Here is a 15781-nt window from a genome sequence, read left to right on the forward strand (position 1 = left end):
TTAAGTATGTGGAGACAATATGAGTTCTGATCAAGCGATCTGGTTTAAAAACTACACTATTGATTATCTGGAAGGGTTGCGTAATGCCAATATGGGTGTGCATATTGGTATACGCTTCCTGGAAGTTGGCCCGAATTTCCTTAAGGCCAGCATGCCGGTAGATCATCGCACCACCCAGCCTTTTGGTATTTTGCACGGGGGTGCCAGCTGCGTGCTATCCGAAACCCTGGGCAGCGTATCCGCGTGGATGACGATCAACCCTGAAATTTACCGGGCTGTTGGCATTGAAATAAATGCCAACCATATCCGGGCAGTGGCTGAAGGAAATGTCATTGGTGTATGTACGCCGTTGCATGTCGGCAGACGCATCCAGGTCTGGCAAACGGACATTACCGAGGAGGCCACTGGCAAGCGTGTTGCTGTTTCCAAGCTAACCGTTGCCATTATTGAGCAGGGCACACTCAGCAACCAAAAAGAGACCATCATCGTCGGCAAGTAACATTTATTGGCACCTCCCTCCGAATCAATTACCCGCATCACCTATCCGGAAGAACTGCCGGTCGTCGCGCGACGTGAAGAAATCGCGCGCACGATCGCGCAGCATCAAGCCGTTATTATCTGTGGTGAAACCGGTTCCGGCAAAACCACGCAGTTACCAAAAATATGCCTGGAACTGGAACATAGTATTGGAGAGCAGCGGGGTGCCAAAAAACTGATTGGTCATACCCAGCCCCGGCGTATTGCTGCCAGAACCGTTGCTGCACGTATTGCCACGGAACTGAACAGCCCGCTTGGACAACTGGTCGGCTATAAAGTCCGCTTCTCTGATCAGACGCATCCTGATACACGTATCAAGTTGATGACCGATGGGATCTTGCTGGCTGAAACACAGCAAGATCCCATGCTGCGTGCCTATCAAACCATCATCATCGATGAAGCGCATGAGCGCAGCCTGAATATCGATTTCCTGCTCGGCTATCTCAAGCAATTACTGCCGCGCCGTCCGGATCTGAAGCTGATTATTACATCTGCCACCATTGATGCCCAGCGCTTTGCTTCCCATTTTAATAATGCACCTGTCATTGAGGTATCTGGCAGATTATTCCCGGTAGAGATCCATTATCGGTCGTTCAACGATCAGGCAGATGGTGAGGAGCGTGATCTGTCCCGAGTCATTCTGAATGTGGTTGATGAAGCCATGCACATGGGGGAGGGAGATATGCTGGTATTCCTGCCCGGAGAACGGGAAATACGGGAAACCGCAGAAATCTTGCGTAAACACACCTTTTCCGGCCCCGGTAGCAGGGCTGGCACAGAGATCTTGCCCCTGTTTGCCCGATTGTCCCACACAGAACAGGCGCGTATTTTTATGCCTGGCCAACGGCGACGCATTGTGCTGGCCACCAACGTTGCCGAAACTTCACTCACGGTTCCCGGTATTCGCTATGTGATTGATACCGGGTTGGCACGCATTAATCGTTACAGCTATCGCAACAAGGTGGAGCAGCTGCTGATCGAGAAAATTTCCCAGGCTTCGGCCAATCAGCGTGCTGGACGATGCGGCAGGGTGATGAACGGCGTATGTTTTCGCCTGTATTCAGAAGAAGATTTTGCTGCCCGCCCGCAATATACCGATCCGGAGATTCTGCGTTCCTCGTTAGCGGCGGTTATTTTGCGCATGAAATCGCTGAAAATTGGAGATGTGGAACAGTTTCCATTTATTCAGCCGCCTGCTGCGCGCATGATTGCCGATGGTTACCAGCTTTTATCGGAACTTGGTGCGCTGAATGAGCAAAAAGGGCTGACACAAACCGGGCATCAACTGGCAAGGTTTCCCATCGATCCTAAAATTGCCCGCATGATTATTGCCGCCAGGCAAGAAAACTGTCTGACCGAAGTGCTGATCATCGCTTCCGCCCTCAGTCTGCAGGATCCGCGTGATCGACCATTTGAACATCAACAGGCGGCTGATCAAGCGCACCAGCTATTCCGCGATGATCGCTCCGATTTCATTGGTTATCTCAAATTGTGGGATTTCTATAACGATCTGCTCAAACACAAAAAATCCAATAAAAAGCTGATTGAACAATGTCAGAAAAATTTTATTTCCCATCGCAGAATGCGGGAATGGCGCGAGATTCACGGCCAGTTGCATACGCAGATTCAGGAAATGGGGTTACGTCCCAACCAGGTTCCTGCCAGTTATGATGAAATTCACCGGGCGCTGCTGTCCGGCCTGCTAGGTAATATCGGCTTCAAATCGGATGAGAAGGGGATATACGAAGGTGCGCGTGCAATCAAGTTTTCAATTTTCCCTGGATCATCCCTGAGAAAAAAACAGCCGAAATGGGTAGTTGCGGCCGAGCTGGCAGAAACCACCAAACTTTATGCACGTTGTGTAGCCGCCATCGATCCAATCTGGCTAGAAAAAATCGCTGGCAAACTGTGTAAAAAACACTACTTTGATCCGCACTGGGAAAAACAGCGCGCACAAGCTGTCGTGTTTGAGCGTGTCACCCTGTATGGCCTGACCATCGTACCCAAACGATGCGTGGCTTATGGCCCGATTGACCCAGCCCATGCACGCGAAATTTTTATCCGTGAAGCATTGGTCGCAAGAGCATATAAAAGCAATGCACCTTTCCTGCAGCACAATCAGCAGTTGATTGATGAAATCTGCGAACTGGAAAGCAAGGTGCGAAGACAGGATATTCTGGTGGATGATCAGCAGATATTCGAGTTTTATGCTGCGCGTATTCCTGCAGATATTAGTAGTGGCAATACCTTTGAAAAATGGCGCAAGCAGGTAGAACAGATTGACCCCAGGCTGTTGTACCTGACGCGGGAAATGCTGATGCGGCAAGCTGCAGATGCAGCAACCATCGAGCAATTTCCTGAAACACTGGTAGTAGCTGGCCATGATCTGCCCTTGAGCTACCGCTTTGATCCCGGTCATCCTCTGGATGGAGTAACAGTTACCATCCCGCTGCCGTTGCTCAATCAATTTATGCCGTTTCATTTCGATCGGCTGGTACCGGGGTTAATCCGGGAAAAAGTGACCTGGTATGTGAAAATGCTACCCAAGCCGATCCGCCGTCATGCCATTCCGGTGCCGCAATTCGTTACCCGCTTTCTGGAATGGCTGGACACCTGCCCGGATCAGGCCGTGCTGCTTGTTGAATCCCTGTCCACATTCATCCGCAACGAAACCGGAATCAAGGTGCCGCTGGATAGTTGGGATGACAAACCGTTACCCGTGCATTTGCAAATGAATGTCAAAGTAATTGACGATACCGGCACCACACTGGGCATGGGACATAATCTGACTGAATTAAAAGCACAATTTGGTCAGACAGCACAGCAATTATTTACGCATGGCGCCGGGGCAGAACCCAATTCAATCGAACGTGACGGCATTACCCAATGGGATTTTGGAGAATTGCCGCAGGAGACTCGTTTTAACCGGGGCAGTCAGCAACTGACCGGCTATCCGGCACTGGTTGATCAGGAGCAGAGTGTTGCCATTCGTATATTTGATACACAGGAAGGTGCGCAGCACAGTATGCGGGAAGGTGTACGGCGTTTGTTATGCCTTGCACTTAAGGACAGAATCAGGCAACTGGAAAAAAATTTACCCGTCGATCAGAAAGCAGTATTACTCATGAGCAATCTGATCGAGATTGGTAGGCTCAGGGAAGACATCCATTCGGCCATTATTGATCTGGCCTTGATCGGAGATGATCCGCTACCGCGTAACGAACATGAATTTACCGCACAATCTACACGTGCACGCACACGGCTGGGAACTGTTTCGCAGGAAATGGCTGAGCTGATCCATGCGATTGCCCAGCCTTGCCAGGAACTGAAAAAGCGACTAGCCACTCTGGAAAAATCAGTGGCTTCCCTGAAAAAAGATCTGGAAACACAGCTGCACCACCTGATTTACCCTGGATTTCTGAGTGCTACTCGCTGGCAATACCTGCAACACCTCCCGCGTTATCTCAGAGGCATGATTCTACGCCTCGACAAATACAACAAAAATCCGGAACGCGACCAGGAACAAACCGAAATCGTCACCACACTGTGGGAACAGTACGAACAACGCCTGTATAAACACCGCCAGGCCAGCGTAACCGACCCGAATCTGGAAATATTCCGCTGGCAAATTGAAGAACTGCGTATTTCCCTGTTCAGCCAGGAACTGAAAACCCCCATGCCTGTATCAGTCAAACGCCTACAAAAACTGTGGGAAAGCGTGCATGAGTAACTGTGGTTTTGCTGCTGAATCCCGTTGGCCTTGAAGAAAAATTAGTTGAACCAGCAGTCACGTCAAAAATACCTGTTTGAGGATTTGTCAGTTAAAAAGAGGGACATTGATTAACCTTATCTTTTAACCAGCGTAATTGCGATACGCTGTGCCAGCAATTCAAAAAATTGGCTTTTCAGGTGAACCGCAGCATTGAGTGATACTCACTGCCACGTTTATCTATTTGGTATATCTTGTTGTTATACTCCATGCACCTTACATCCCGCATAACCGGTATTTTTAGAAATACCTATAAAAAACTATAACCAATGGCAACAACAGAAAACCAGATTGAGCATGATCTGATCTTGAAGCTGGAGGATCTCAAGTACACCTATCGCACGGATATCCGTGACCGCGCCGCACTGGAAAAGAACTTTCGCCAGCACTTCGAGGCGCTCAACCGCGTTCATCTGACCGATAGCGAATTCGCACGCCTGCTCGAGTCTGTCGTCACCCCCGACGTTTTCTCCGCAGCCAAGCACCTGCGTGAGCGCAACAGCTTTGAGCGCGACGACGGCACGCCGCTCTATTACACGCTGGTCAACATCAAGGACTGGTGCAAGAACAACTTCGAGGTGGTCAACCAGCTACGCATCAGCACGGACTACAGCCACCATCGCTTTGATGTGATCCTGCTCATCAACGGCGTGCCCGTGGTGCAGATCGAACTGAAGACGCTGGCCATCAGCCCGCGCCGGGCGATGCAGCAGATCGTCGATTATAAGAACGACCCCGGCAACGGCTACACCAAGACTCTGCTGTGTTTCTTGCAGTTGTTTATCGTCAGCAACCGCTCGGACACCTGGTATTTCGCCAACAACAACAGCCGCCACTTCAGTTTCAACGCCGACGAGCGTTTCCTGCCGCTGTATCAGTTTGCCGGCGAAGACAACAGCAAGATCACCCATCTGGACAGCTTTGCTGACGCCTTCCTCGTCAAATGCACGCTGGGCCAGATGATTAGCCGCTACATGGTGCTGGTGGCCAGTGAGCAAAAGTTATTGATGATGCGCCCGTATCAGATCTATGCGGTCAAGGCGATTGTCGAATGCATCCACCAGCGCTGCGGCAATGGCTACATCTGGCACACCACCGGCAGCGGCAAAACGCTGACCTCGTTCAAAGCCTCGACCTTGCTGAAAGACAACCCCGACATCGACAAATGTCTGTTCGTGGTGGATCGCAAAGACCTCGACCGGCAGACCCGCGAGGAATTCAACAAGTTTCAGGAAGGCTGCGTTGAGGAAAACACCAACACCGAAACGCTGGTGCGCCGCCTGCTCTCCGATGACTACGCCGATAAGGTGATCGTCACCACCATCCAGAAGCTCGGTCTGGCACTCGACGGTAGCAACAAGCGCAACTACAAGGAGCGCCTGGAGCCATTGCGCAACCAGCGCATGGTGTTCATTTTCGACGAATGCCATCGCTCGCAATTTGGCGAGAACCACAAGGCGATCAAGGAGTTTTTCCCCAACGCCCAATTGTTCGGCTTCACTGGTACGCCCATCTTCGATCAAAACGCCAGCTATCAACAGATCGAGGGCCAGCAAGCCAGCTACAAGACCACGGCAGACATCTTCCAGCAGCAACTGCATGCCTACACCATCACCCACGCCATCGAAGACCGCAACGTGCTGCGCTTCCATGTCGACTACTACAAGCCGGATGGCAAGACCGACGGCAAAAAGGCAGCCAAACCTGGCGAAGCACTGGCCAAAAAGGCCATCGTTGAAGCCATCCTTGCCAAGCACGACGCCGCCACCGCCGGGCGCAAGTTCAATGCCGTGCTGGCCACCGCCAGCATCAACGATGCCATCGAGTACCACGCGCTATTCAAAACCTTGCAGGCGGAAAAGCAGGCCCAACAAAAATTAGAAAATGGCGCCGACTTTCAGCCGCTGAACATTGCCTGCGTGTTTTCCCCGCCCGCCGAGGGCAATAAAGACGTGCAGCAGATTCAGGAAGACCTGCCGCAGGAAAAGGCCGATAACGAAGAAGCGCCTGATGAAAAAAAGGCCGCGCTGAAAGCCATCATTGCCGACTACAACGCCCAGTACGGCAGCAATCACAGCGTTGGCGAGTTCGATCTTTATTACCAGGACGTGCAAAAGCGCATCAAAGATCAGCAATGGCCCAATGCCGACCTGCCGCACGCGCAGAAGATCGACATCACCATCGTCGTGGACATGCTGCTCACCGGCTTCGATTCCAAGTTCCTGAACACGCTCTACGTGGACAAGAACCTCAAGTACCACGGCCTGATTCAGGCGTTTTCACGCACCAACCGCGTGCTCAACGACACCAAGCCCTACGGCAACATCCTCGATTTCCGCCAGCAAACGGAAGCCGTCGATACCGCCATTGGCCTGTTCTCCGGCCAAGCCAGCAAACCCGCCAAAGAAATCTGGCTGGTGGAGCCTGCCGCCGAGGTCATCCACAAATACGAACACGCCATCAAAGCCATGGAAAAATTCATGGCAACCAAAAACCTCGTCTGCGAACCCGAAGCCGTTTACAACCTCAAGGGCGATACCGCCCGCATCGAATTCGTCAATCGCTTCAAGGAAGTGCAGCGCCTGAAAACCCAGCTCGACCAATACACCGATCTGGAGCCCGAGCAAAAAACCAAAATCGAAGCGCTCTTGCCCAAAGACCAGCTTTTAAGCTTCCGCAGCACCTATCTGGAAACGGCCAAACGCCTGAAAGAAATTCAGGACAAACAAGGTAACCAGGCCCCCGCCGCCGTGCAGCAGCTTGATTTCGAGTTTGTGCTGTTTGCAAGCAGCATCATTGATTACGACTACATCATGGCGCTGATTGCTCGCTACGCCAGCGAAGCGCCGGGCAAGCAGAAAATGAGCCGCGATCAGTTGATTAGCTTAATTCAGTCCGACGCCAAGTTCATCGACGAGCGCGACGACATCGCCGAATACATCAGCACACTGGAAGCAGGCAAGGCGCTGGACGAGAAAGCCATCCGTGAAGGCTTCGAGCGTTTCAAAGCCGACAAGCACGTCAAGGCGCTGGCCAGCATCGCAGCCAAACACAGCCTGGAAGTCACAACCCTGCAAACCTTTGTGGACACCACCTTGCGCCGCATGGTGTTTGATGGCGAGCAATTAAGCGAGCTGTTCGCCCCGCAAGAATTGGGCTGGAAAGCACGCACCAAGGCGGAGCTAGCGTTGATGGAAGACCTGATTCCGCTGCTCAAGAAACTCGCCCAAGGGCGGGAGATTTCAGGGTTGGGTGCGTATGAGCAATAATAAGGACGACGCCATGACTAAAACAGAAAGCAATCGAGAACTGGTGCCTAGGCTGCGCTTCCCTGGGTTTCGGAGTGCGGCGGCGTGGGAGGAGAAGAGCCTTGGTAGTTTGTTGGATTATCAGCAGCCTACTGATTACCTAGTTTCAGGCACAAACTACAACGATGCATATAAGACGCCAGTACTAACGGCTGGGAAAACGTTTATTCTTGGTTATACGAACGAGTCGCATGGGGTTTTCAACGAAGGTTTGCCGGTCATAATTTTTGATGACTTCACAACCGCTACGCAATTCGTAGATTTCCCATTTAAGGCAAAATCTTCTGCAATGAAAATATTGCAGGCAAAAAACAAAACAAACATTAAGTTTATGTATGAGGCTTTGCAAATGGTCTCATACGAAGTTGGCGCACACGAGCGGCATTGGATTTCTAAATTTGCGCCGATGTCGATCTTTGTTCCTAATCCAGAAGAACAACAAAAAATCGCCGACTGTCTCACTTCCATCGACGAGCTGATCACTCTGGAGACTCAAAAGCTGGAAGCGATCACGGCCCATAAAAAGGGAATGATGCAGAAGCTTTTCCCCGCTGAAGGCGAAACCCTGCCCAAACTGCGCTTTCCTGAGTTTCGGGAGGCGGGGGAGTGGGGTGTTGGTGCTTTTGATGTGGTTGTAGAAGTAATCGATGGTGATAGAGGGATAAATTATCCTAAAGCAGAGGAGTTTAGTAGTTCTGGGTATTGTCTCTTTTTGAATGCAAAAAATGTAACTAAGAATGGCTTCAAGTTTGAAGCAATGCAATTTATCACAAAGAAAAAAGACGATGCTTTAAGAAAAGGAAAATTGCAACGTGCGGATATTGTCCTAACAACAAGAGGGTCTGTTGGTCAATTTGCATATTTTTCTGAGGAAGTGCCTTACGACAATATACGAATAAACTCTGGTATGGTTGTTTTAAGGATGAAAACAAAAAAAGTTAGCTCTGATTACTTATACGCCTTTTGCAAATCAGCGCTTCTGGGTGCTTACATTACAAACATAGCCTTTGGGAATGCTCAACAACAGTTAACTGTGACAGAAATTAAAAAATTTCAACTTTATTATCCTGGGCTAGCCGAACAACAAAAAATCGCCGACTGCCTCTCTGCCCTCGACACCCAAATCACCGCCCAAGCCGAGAAAATCGACGCCCTCAAAGCCCACAAAAAAGGCCTGATGCAGCAGCTTTTCCCCGTGCTGGATGAGGCGCGCGCATGAGCGAGCTGATTCTTTACACCAGCGACGACGGTCAGAGCCGCATTCAACTGCGCGCCAATGGGCAAACCGTATGGCTCACCCAGCGCGAAATGGCCGAGTTGTTTGCGGTCAGCACCGATAACATCGGCCTGCACCTGAAAAATATCTTTGCGGATGGCGAATTGGATGCCACTTCAGTTACCGAGGAATCCTCGGTAACTGCCGCAGACGGGAAAAACTACCGCACCAAGCTCTATAATCTCGACGCCATTTTGGCCGTGGGCTATCGCGTGCGCTCGCCCCGTGGCGTGCAGTTTCGCCGCTGGGCAAATACGGTGCTCAAAGAGTACCTGCTCAAGGGCTTTGCCATGGACGACGAGCGCCTGAAAAACCCCGATGGCCGCCCGGATTATTTTGACGAGATGCTGGCGCGCATCCGCGATATCCGCGCCTCCGAAAAACGCTTCTACCAAAAAGTGCGTGATCTGTTTGCCCTGGCCGCCGATTATGACAAAACCGATGCTGCCACCCAGCAATTTTTTGCCACAGTGCAAAACCTGTTGCTGTATGCGGTGACGGGGCACACCGCCGCCGAAATCATCCTCGCCCGCGCCAACCCTGCCGATCCCCATTTTGGTTTGCTGACATGGAAAAGCGCACAGGTTCGCAAGCAAGACATCGTGGTGGCCAAGAATTACCTGAGCGAAGATGAGATCGACACGCTCAACCGGCTGGTGGTGATCTTTCTGGAAACCGCCGAACTGCGTGCCAAAAATCGCCAGCCGATTCAGATGGCGTTCTGGCAGCAAAACGTGGCGCAGATTATCGAGTCCAACGGCTTTGCGCTGCTGGAGAACGCCGGCTCTGTCAGTCACGCCCACATGGAGCAACAAGTCAGCCAGCGCTATCTGAATTACGACCAGCAACGCAAAACTCGTGAAGCCACCGCCGCCGATGCCCAAGACCAGGCCGATTTGCAAGCGCTGGAACAGCAACTCAAAAACAGAAAAAACACACCATGACCGAACAAGATCAAAAACAACTGGGCACCACCCTCTGGTGCATTGCCGACACCTTGCGCGGGGCGATGAACGCGGACGACTTCCGCGACTACATGCTGTCCTTCCTGTTCCTGCGCTATCTGTCTGACAACTACGAGGCGGCGGCGCAAAAGGAACTGGGCTCGGATTACCCCAGGCTGGACGCGGGCGACCGTCGTGCACCGCTGGCGCTGTGGTACGCACAGAACCCGGATGACGCAGCCGAGTTCGAAAAGCAGATGCGCCGCAAGACGCACTACGTGATTCAGCCCGCTTACCTGTGGAGCAGCATCGCCGAAATGGCGCGCACGCAAAACGGCGAGATGCTGCACACGTTGCAAAAAGGCTTTGATTACATCGAGAACGAATCTTTTGCCAGCACCTTTGGCGGCTTGTTCTCTGAAATCAATCTGAACTCAGAAAAGCTGGGAAAAGACTACACCGCGCGCAATGCCACGCTTTGCACCGTGATTAAGGCGATTGCCGATGGGCTGGAGAAATTCTCTACCGACAAGGATACGCTGGGCGATGCCTATGAATACCTGATCGGCCAGTTTGCAGCAGGCAGTGGCAAGAAGGCCGGTGAGTTTTATACGCCGCAGCAGATTTCCAGCATCCTCTCGGGCATCGTCACGCTGGACAGTCAGGAGCCAGCCACCGGTAAACGCAAGCATCTGGAAAGTGTGTTCGACTTCGCCTGCGGTTCAGGCTCCTTGCTGCTCAATGTGCGCCACCGGATGGGCCCGCACGGCATCGGCAAGATCGTCGGGCAGGAGAAAAACATCACCACCTACAACCTGGCGCGCATGAACATGCTGCTGCACGGGGTGAAGGATTCCGAGTTCGAGATTTACCACGGCGATACGCTCACCAACGAATGGGACGCGCTGCGCGAAATGAACCCGGCCAAGCAGCCCCGGTTTGACGCGGTTGTGGCCAACCCACCGTTCAGCTATCGCTGGGAGCCGACCGAAGCGCTAGGCGAGGATATGCGCTTCAAGAATTACGGCTTGGCTCCGAAGTCTGCCGCCGATTTTGCCTTTTTGCTGCACGGATTCCACTACCTGAAGCAAGACGGCGTGATGGCCATCATCCTGCCCCACGGCGTGCTGTTCCGTGGTGGCGCAGAAGAACGCATCCGCACCAAGTTGCTGAAAGATGGCCATATCGACACGGTGATCGGCCTGCCCGCCAACCTGTTCTTCTCCACCGGCATCCCGGTGTGCATTTTGGTGCTGAAGAAATGCAAAAAGCCCGATGACGTGCTGTTCATCAATGCTGCCCAGCACTTCGAGAAAGGCAAGCGGCAGAACAAGTTGATGCCCGAGCACATCGACAAGATTCTCGATACCTACCAGCACCGCCGTGAGGAAGACCGCTACTCGATGCGTGTGTCGATGGAACGCATCGAGAAGGAAGGCTACAACCTGAACATCTCGCGCTACGTGAGTACAGCGGAGGCCGAGGAGGAAGTTGACCTTGGCGCGGTGCATTCGGAACTGGTTTCGCTTGACCAGAAGATCGACGCAGCCACCAAGCGACACAACGAGTTCCTCAAGGAACTGGGTTTGCCGTTGTTACCGTGATAGCGGAGTGATTTTTGCAGGTTTTCGTTATTTTCGGATAAGGAGTGATCAGATTTTCAGGCGTTCGACGATTTGCCCATTTTTCAAATGGGATTCGATAATTTCATCAATATCTTCCTGATCGACGTAGGTATACCAGACTTCTTCCGGGTAGACGACCATAACCGGGCCTTCGCTGCAACGATCGAGACAACCCGCATTGTTGATGCGTATTTTCCCTTTGCCACTTAATTTGAGTTCCTTGATGCGCGCCTTGGCGTAATCGCGCATTGCCTGGGCGTGATAATCATTACAGCAGCCTTCACAGTTGCCACGTTGGTTAACGCAAAAGAAAACGTGATGTTGATAATAGCTCATGCTTTCACCTCAGTTTGATTTCTGTCCAGATTCGGCTGAGCAGCCGGCGTTGTGTGTGATTGATATCATGCAGCATTTCCAGTCGGGACAGTTGTGCTGTATCTGGGAAAATAGCATGATTGGCGATAATTTCAGGATGGATATAGGGCCGAGCAGCCAGATTGGGGTTGCCGGAACCGGTCAGGTTGGTCAGTTCGGCGGAGTTTTTACCTTCCAGCATGAAATTGATGAAGCGGTGGGCCAGATCAGGACGATGGCCACTGTAATGGAGCACCATGCTGTCGAGTGACAGCACTGCGCCTTCACGGGGAATGACAAAATCCACGCTAAAGCGGCGTCCGGTTTTTTTTGCATCCAGTGCAGCCTGATACATATCGTTTGAATAGCCGTGAGCCACCCACAGGTTACCAATTGCCAGTTCGCGGATATAGCTAGTGTTGCTGAAAGCGGCCCAGTAAGGTTTTGCCCGGATAATCAGTGCCTTTGCCTGCTGCCAGTGATTTTCATCAGTATCACTAGCGGAATAGCCCAGATATTTGAGTGCGGCTGCCATCAGTTCGCGCTGGCTGTCGAGTACGGTGATACGTCCCTTGATTTTTTTCAAATACTCAGGCTCGAAGATGATCGCCCAGCTATCGGCAGGCAGGTTTAGTTCGGCCAGTTTTTCACGGTTAAATCCTATTAATGTCGTGGTGTAGGCATAGGGGACAGAGTAGCGGTTATCCGGATCGAACACAGTTCCCAGATAGCTTGGATCAATATTCTTCAGATTGGGAATTTGTGATTTGTCCAGCGCGTTTAGTGCCCCTTGGTGAATCAGGGTGTCCATGGCATCACCGGTTGGAACGAGCAAGTCATAGCCGGTTGCACCAGCTGCCAGTTTGGCGAGCAATTCCTCGTTATCTGAGTAATAGTCCTGTGTCACCCGGCATTGACAGGTCTGCTCAAAACGCTCGATTGTTTGCTGGCTGATGTAGTTATTCCAGTTGAACAGTCTCAGAATATTGCCATTTTTGCCGGACAAATCACCCGCAACCTGATCTTCGGATGTGCAGCCGGTCAGCGCGATGATCAGCAGGCAAAAGAGACCCATCAGGGTGTAGCCGAGTTTCACGATTTCTTTTCCCCCTGCAAGATGCCGGAATCCAGACGATTAGCGATGATGATCAATACCAGTGTCAACAACATGAATAATGTAGAAATGGCGTTAACTTCGGGCGTAACAGCAATTTTGATCATGGTGTAGATCTGAATCGGCAGAATCGGTTCACCAATGCCTTTGGTGAAGAAAGTAATAACAAAATCATCAATTGACAGCGTAAACGACATGAGCGCCCCGGCGATGACTGCGGGCATGATCAGCGGCAGAGTAATCAGCCTGAAGGTTTGCCAGGGTGTTGCGCCCAGATCGCGGGCTGCTTCAAAAATACTGTCATCCATACCTTGCAGCCGAGCACGCACAATAATGGCGACGAAACCAACACAAAATGTTGTGTGGGCGATGATGATCGAAACCAGACCTAACGTCAGATTCAGTACTTGTAGAAAGAACAGCAGCAGCGAAACTCCCAGCAGGATTTCCGGCATGGCAATTGGTGCAAATGCAAGAAACGGCAATACCTTGATCCGGTAGCGATGAATGGCTAATCCCGCCATGGTTCCCAGTATGGTTGCAAGCAGACTGGCGCTGACAGCGATAATCAATGAATTACGCGCGGCCAGCAGCATTTCCTGGTTATTAAATAGCTTGTAGTACCAGTCCAGCGTAAAGCCGACCCATTCCGCATTCAGGCGGGAATCATTGAACGAGTAAACAACGACAATAACCAGTGGAATATAAAGAAAAATATAAACCAGACTGGCAGCAAGCCACAGGGTGAGATTGGTGTGTTTCATATCAGAACAGGAGATTTATTTACCTGGGTACACGAGGGCGAGCCAGTAGAGTGAATAATCCAGTCACACACAGCACGGCCAGCATGAGCATGATGGACAATGTGGAGCCGAATGGCCAGTCGCGTGTTCCCAGGAACTGATCCTTGATCAGGTTGCCGATCAGAATGTCACCGGTGCCGCCCAGAATATCCGGTATAGCGAACATACCCAGCACCGGGATGAATACCAGTGCGGAGCCGGAGAAGACACCCGGCAGCGACTGTGGCCAGGTGACCAGCCAGAAGCGCTGCCAGCGGTTTGCGCCTAGATCCTGTGCAGCATCGAGCAGCACCGGATCATGTTTTTCCAGATTGGTGTAGAGCGGCAAAATCATGAAGGGTAGGTGCACGTAAACGGTTCCGACCAATACTGCGAACGGAGAAAACAACATCATGACCGGCTCAAAGCCAAAGGCCTGGAGTACACTATTGATGAAATGGCTGAATGCTGATTCCGGCCCGAGAATAATCATCCAGGCATAGATGCGGATCAAAAAATTGCTGGCAAATGGCAGGACGACCAGCAATATCATCAGGTTGCGGTATTTTTTAGCGCTTTGGGCAATCAGCATGGCAACCGGATAGGCCATAATCAGACAGATCAGGGTGGAAGTTGTCGCAACCACAAAGGATTTCAGGAAAATTTCTGCGTACAGGATATCGCTAAAAAAGAAGTGGTAGGCTTCGAGCGTCATACCATACAAACCAGAATCCCCTTCTGCGGCAGTTGTCTCCGGCGCAGTCAACGGTGCCAGCCCGCCATATTCTCCAGGGAAGCGGAACGAAGTCACAATCATGATCAGGCTGGGCACCGCAAAGAATATCAGCAGAAACAGTGTCGGTGGCAGGCTGATCAACCAGCGTGTCAGGCGGAATTTGTTCATGGCCGATCCACCAGAAACTGTGCAGCTTCCTGTGGCCAGCTGACAATAACTGGATCATCCACTTCAAAGAAGCGTGCGCGTCCGGGTGAAGAATTTGCCAGCAGCGCTTCGATTTGAATGCCGCTGTCCAACTCGATGACATAGGTGGTGACGTCGCCTACATAGAGAAAGTCGAGCACTTTGCCAGTATGGGCATGGGGTATTTCTGCCTGTTTCGCCAGTGCGTGTACTGCTACCTGTTCCGGGCGAATAGCGATCACGCCCTGATCTCCTGCTTGTATCTCTTTTTTGGGTGGGAGGACGGTTGTTCCCAGTCCGTTAATTTCCAGCGTCATGGCCGTGTTGGAAATTTGCGTTACCCGGGCTTCCATCAGGTTGATCTTGCCGATGAAATCAGCAATGAAGCGGTTTGCCGGGGTTCCGTAAATGGCTGAAGGTGTGCCAATCTGTTCGATGTTTCCCAGATTCATCACTGCAATCCGTTGTGACAGCGCCAGCGCCTCATCCTGGGAATGGGTAACAAAAATGAAGGTGATGCCGACTTCTTTTTGCAAATTGATTAACTCCCGCTGCATATCTTCCCGTAGCTTTGCGTCCAGCGCGCCAAGCGGCTCATCCATCAGCAGCAGGCGCGGCCGGTTGATCAAGCCGCGCGCAAAGGCTACACGTTGTTTTTGTCCACCGGAGAGTTCATGCGGAAAGCGGTGGGTGAACCGGGAGAGCTGTACCTCTTCCAGTGCTTTCTCCATCCGTTTTTTGATTTCTGCTGGCGCCACCTTGGACATTTTCAGCGGGAAAGCCACATTATCTGCCACCGTCATGTGTGGAAACAGGGCATAGCTCTGAAAGACGGTATGAATAGGGCGCTTTTCGGGCGGTGTATTAGCAATATCCTGGCCATCGAGCAAAATCTGCCCGGAATCAGGGACATCGAATCCGGCAATCATGCGCAGCAGTGTTGTTTTTCCGCAACCGGAAGGGCCCAGCAGTGTGAAGAATTCACCTGCTTGAATCGACAGGCTAACGTTATCCACTGCCGTGAAATCGCCAAAGCGCCGAATAACATTGCGCAATTCAAGTAACGCCATGACTTTATTCCAAAAAGGCGAATTTTAACAAATTTGGTTCTGTCGGGTTAAAAGAACGCTGAGAAGTAACGGTGCGCACT

At 51.6% G+C, this 15781-nt stretch carries 11 protein-coding genes; 6 read left to right on the plus strand and 5 right to left on the minus strand.

The window, feature by feature from the left end; all coding sequences use genetic code 11:
- The first annotated feature begins 19 nt into the window (after nucleotides 1-19).
- The 6 genes from ABF86_RS03675 (at nucleotide 20) to ABF86_RS03700 (ending at nucleotide 11438) form a co-directional block, all read left to right on the plus strand.
- Nucleotides 20-499 carry a hotdog fold thioesterase gene (locus ABF86_RS03675; protein ID WP_011634395.1) on the plus strand — a complete coding sequence of 160 codons (480 nt, stop codon included), beginning with the start codon at nucleotides 20-22 and terminating at the stop codon, nucleotides 497-499.
- A 6-nt stretch (nucleotides 500-505) separates the two neighbouring features.
- Nucleotides 506-4267 (plus strand): ATP-dependent RNA helicase HrpA, encoded by a 3762-nt coding sequence (gene hrpA / locus ABF86_RS03680; RefSeq protein WP_074685439.1) that lies wholly within the window; start codon nucleotides 506-508, stop codon nucleotides 4265-4267.
- Nucleotides 4268-4575: 308 nt separating this feature from the next.
- The gene (locus ABF86_RS03685) at nucleotides 4576-7575 is read left to right on the plus strand and encodes a type I restriction endonuclease subunit R (protein ID WP_160803464.1); all 3000 of its coding nucleotides are present in this window, start codon (nucleotides 4576-4578) and stop codon (nucleotides 7573-7575) included.
- Between the two features lie 13 nt (nucleotides 7576-7588).
- Nucleotides 7589-8833: a restriction endonuclease subunit S gene (locus ABF86_RS03690; protein ID WP_204987555.1), complete on the plus strand. Its 1245-nt coding sequence runs from the start codon at nucleotides 7589-7591 to the stop codon at nucleotides 8831-8833.
- Nucleotides 8830-9834: a virulence RhuM family protein gene (locus ABF86_RS03695; RefSeq protein ID WP_074684565.1), complete on the plus strand. Its 1005-nt coding sequence runs from the start codon at nucleotides 8830-8832 to the stop codon at nucleotides 9832-9834. Before ABF86_RS03690 ends, ABF86_RS03695 begins: the two co-directional genes overlap by 4 nt.
- Nucleotides 9831-11438 carry a type I restriction-modification system subunit M gene (locus ABF86_RS03700; protein WP_074684564.1) on the plus strand — a complete coding sequence of 536 codons (1608 nt, stop codon included), beginning with the start codon at nucleotides 9831-9833 and terminating at the stop codon, nucleotides 11436-11438. Before ABF86_RS03695 ends, ABF86_RS03700 begins: the two co-directional genes overlap by 4 nt.
- A gap of 48 nt (nucleotides 11439-11486) precedes the next feature.
- Here ABF86_RS03700 and ABF86_RS03705 read toward each other — a convergent pair whose 3' ends face one another.
- From ABF86_RS03705 to ABF86_RS03725, 5 genes are read right to left on the minus strand one after another with little or no spacing between them, the layout of a single operon-like run.
- Nucleotides 11487-11795, minus strand: a complete 309-nt coding sequence (locus ABF86_RS03705) for an NAD(P)H-dependent oxidoreductase subunit E (protein WP_074684563.1) — start codon at nucleotides 11793-11795, stop codon at nucleotides 11487-11489.
- 4 nt (nucleotides 11796-11799) lie between these two features.
- Nucleotides 11800-12909 (minus strand): spermidine/putrescine ABC transporter substrate-binding protein, encoded by a 1110-nt coding sequence (locus tag ABF86_RS03710; RefSeq protein ID WP_143032829.1) that lies wholly within the window; start codon nucleotides 12907-12909, stop codon nucleotides 11800-11802.
- The gene (locus ABF86_RS03715) at nucleotides 12906-13691 is read right to left on the minus strand and encodes an ABC transporter permease subunit (protein WP_011634388.1); all 786 of its coding nucleotides are present in this window, start codon (nucleotides 13689-13691) and stop codon (nucleotides 12906-12908) included. Before ABF86_RS03715 ends, ABF86_RS03710 begins: the two co-directional genes overlap by 4 nt.
- A gap of 19 nt (nucleotides 13692-13710) precedes the next feature.
- On the minus strand, nucleotides 13711-14613 hold the full coding sequence (locus ABF86_RS03720; RefSeq protein WP_011634387.1) for an ABC transporter permease: 903 nt from the start codon (nucleotides 14611-14613) through the stop codon (nucleotides 13711-13713).
- A complete protein-coding gene (locus ABF86_RS03725) occupies nucleotides 14610-15701 on the minus strand; it encodes an ABC transporter ATP-binding protein (protein WP_011634386.1) in 1092 nt (363 codons plus the stop codon). Before ABF86_RS03725 ends, ABF86_RS03720 begins: the two co-directional genes overlap by 4 nt.
- Nucleotides 15702-15781 lie beyond the last annotated feature (80 nt).

It is taken from the genome of Nitrosomonas sp. GH22 (assembly GCF_009833115.1).
Lineage (GTDB): Bacteria > Pseudomonadota > Gammaproteobacteria > Burkholderiales > Nitrosomonadaceae > Nitrosomonas > Nitrosomonas eutropha.

Bases quoted from the DNA above. Each gene is read 5' to 3' on its own strand.
- ABF86_RS03715 (WP_011634388.1), bottom strand. From the start codon at position 13,691: ATGAAACACACCAATCTCACCCTGTGGCTTGCTGCCAGTCTGGTTTAT.
- ABF86_RS03690 (WP_204987555.1), top strand. From the start codon at position 7,589: ATGACTAAAACAGAAAGCAATCGAGAACTGGTGCCTAGGCTGCGCTTC.
- ABF86_RS03675 (WP_011634395.1), top strand. From the start codon at position 20: ATGAGTTCTGATCAAGCGATCTGGTTTAAAAACTACACTATTGATTAT.
- ABF86_RS03695 (WP_074684565.1), top strand. From the start codon at position 8,830: ATGAGCGAGCTGATTCTTTACACCAGCGACGACGGTCAGAGCCGCATT.
- ABF86_RS03685 (WP_160803464.1), top strand. From the start codon at position 4,576: ATGGCAACAACAGAAAACCAGATTGAGCATGATCTGATCTTGAAGCTG.
- ABF86_RS03725 (WP_011634386.1), bottom strand. From the start codon at position 15,701: ATGGCGTTACTTGAATTGCGCAATGTTATTCGGCGCTTTGGCGATTTC.
- ABF86_RS03705 (WP_074684563.1), bottom strand. From the start codon at position 11,795: ATGAGCTATTATCAACATCACGTTTTCTTTTGCGTTAACCAACGTGGC.
- ABF86_RS03720 (WP_011634387.1), bottom strand. From the start codon at position 14,613: ATGAACAAATTCCGCCTGACACGCTGGTTGATCAGCCTGCCACCGACA.
- ABF86_RS03700 (WP_074684564.1), top strand. From the start codon at position 9,831: ATGACCGAACAAGATCAAAAACAACTGGGCACCACCCTCTGGTGCATT.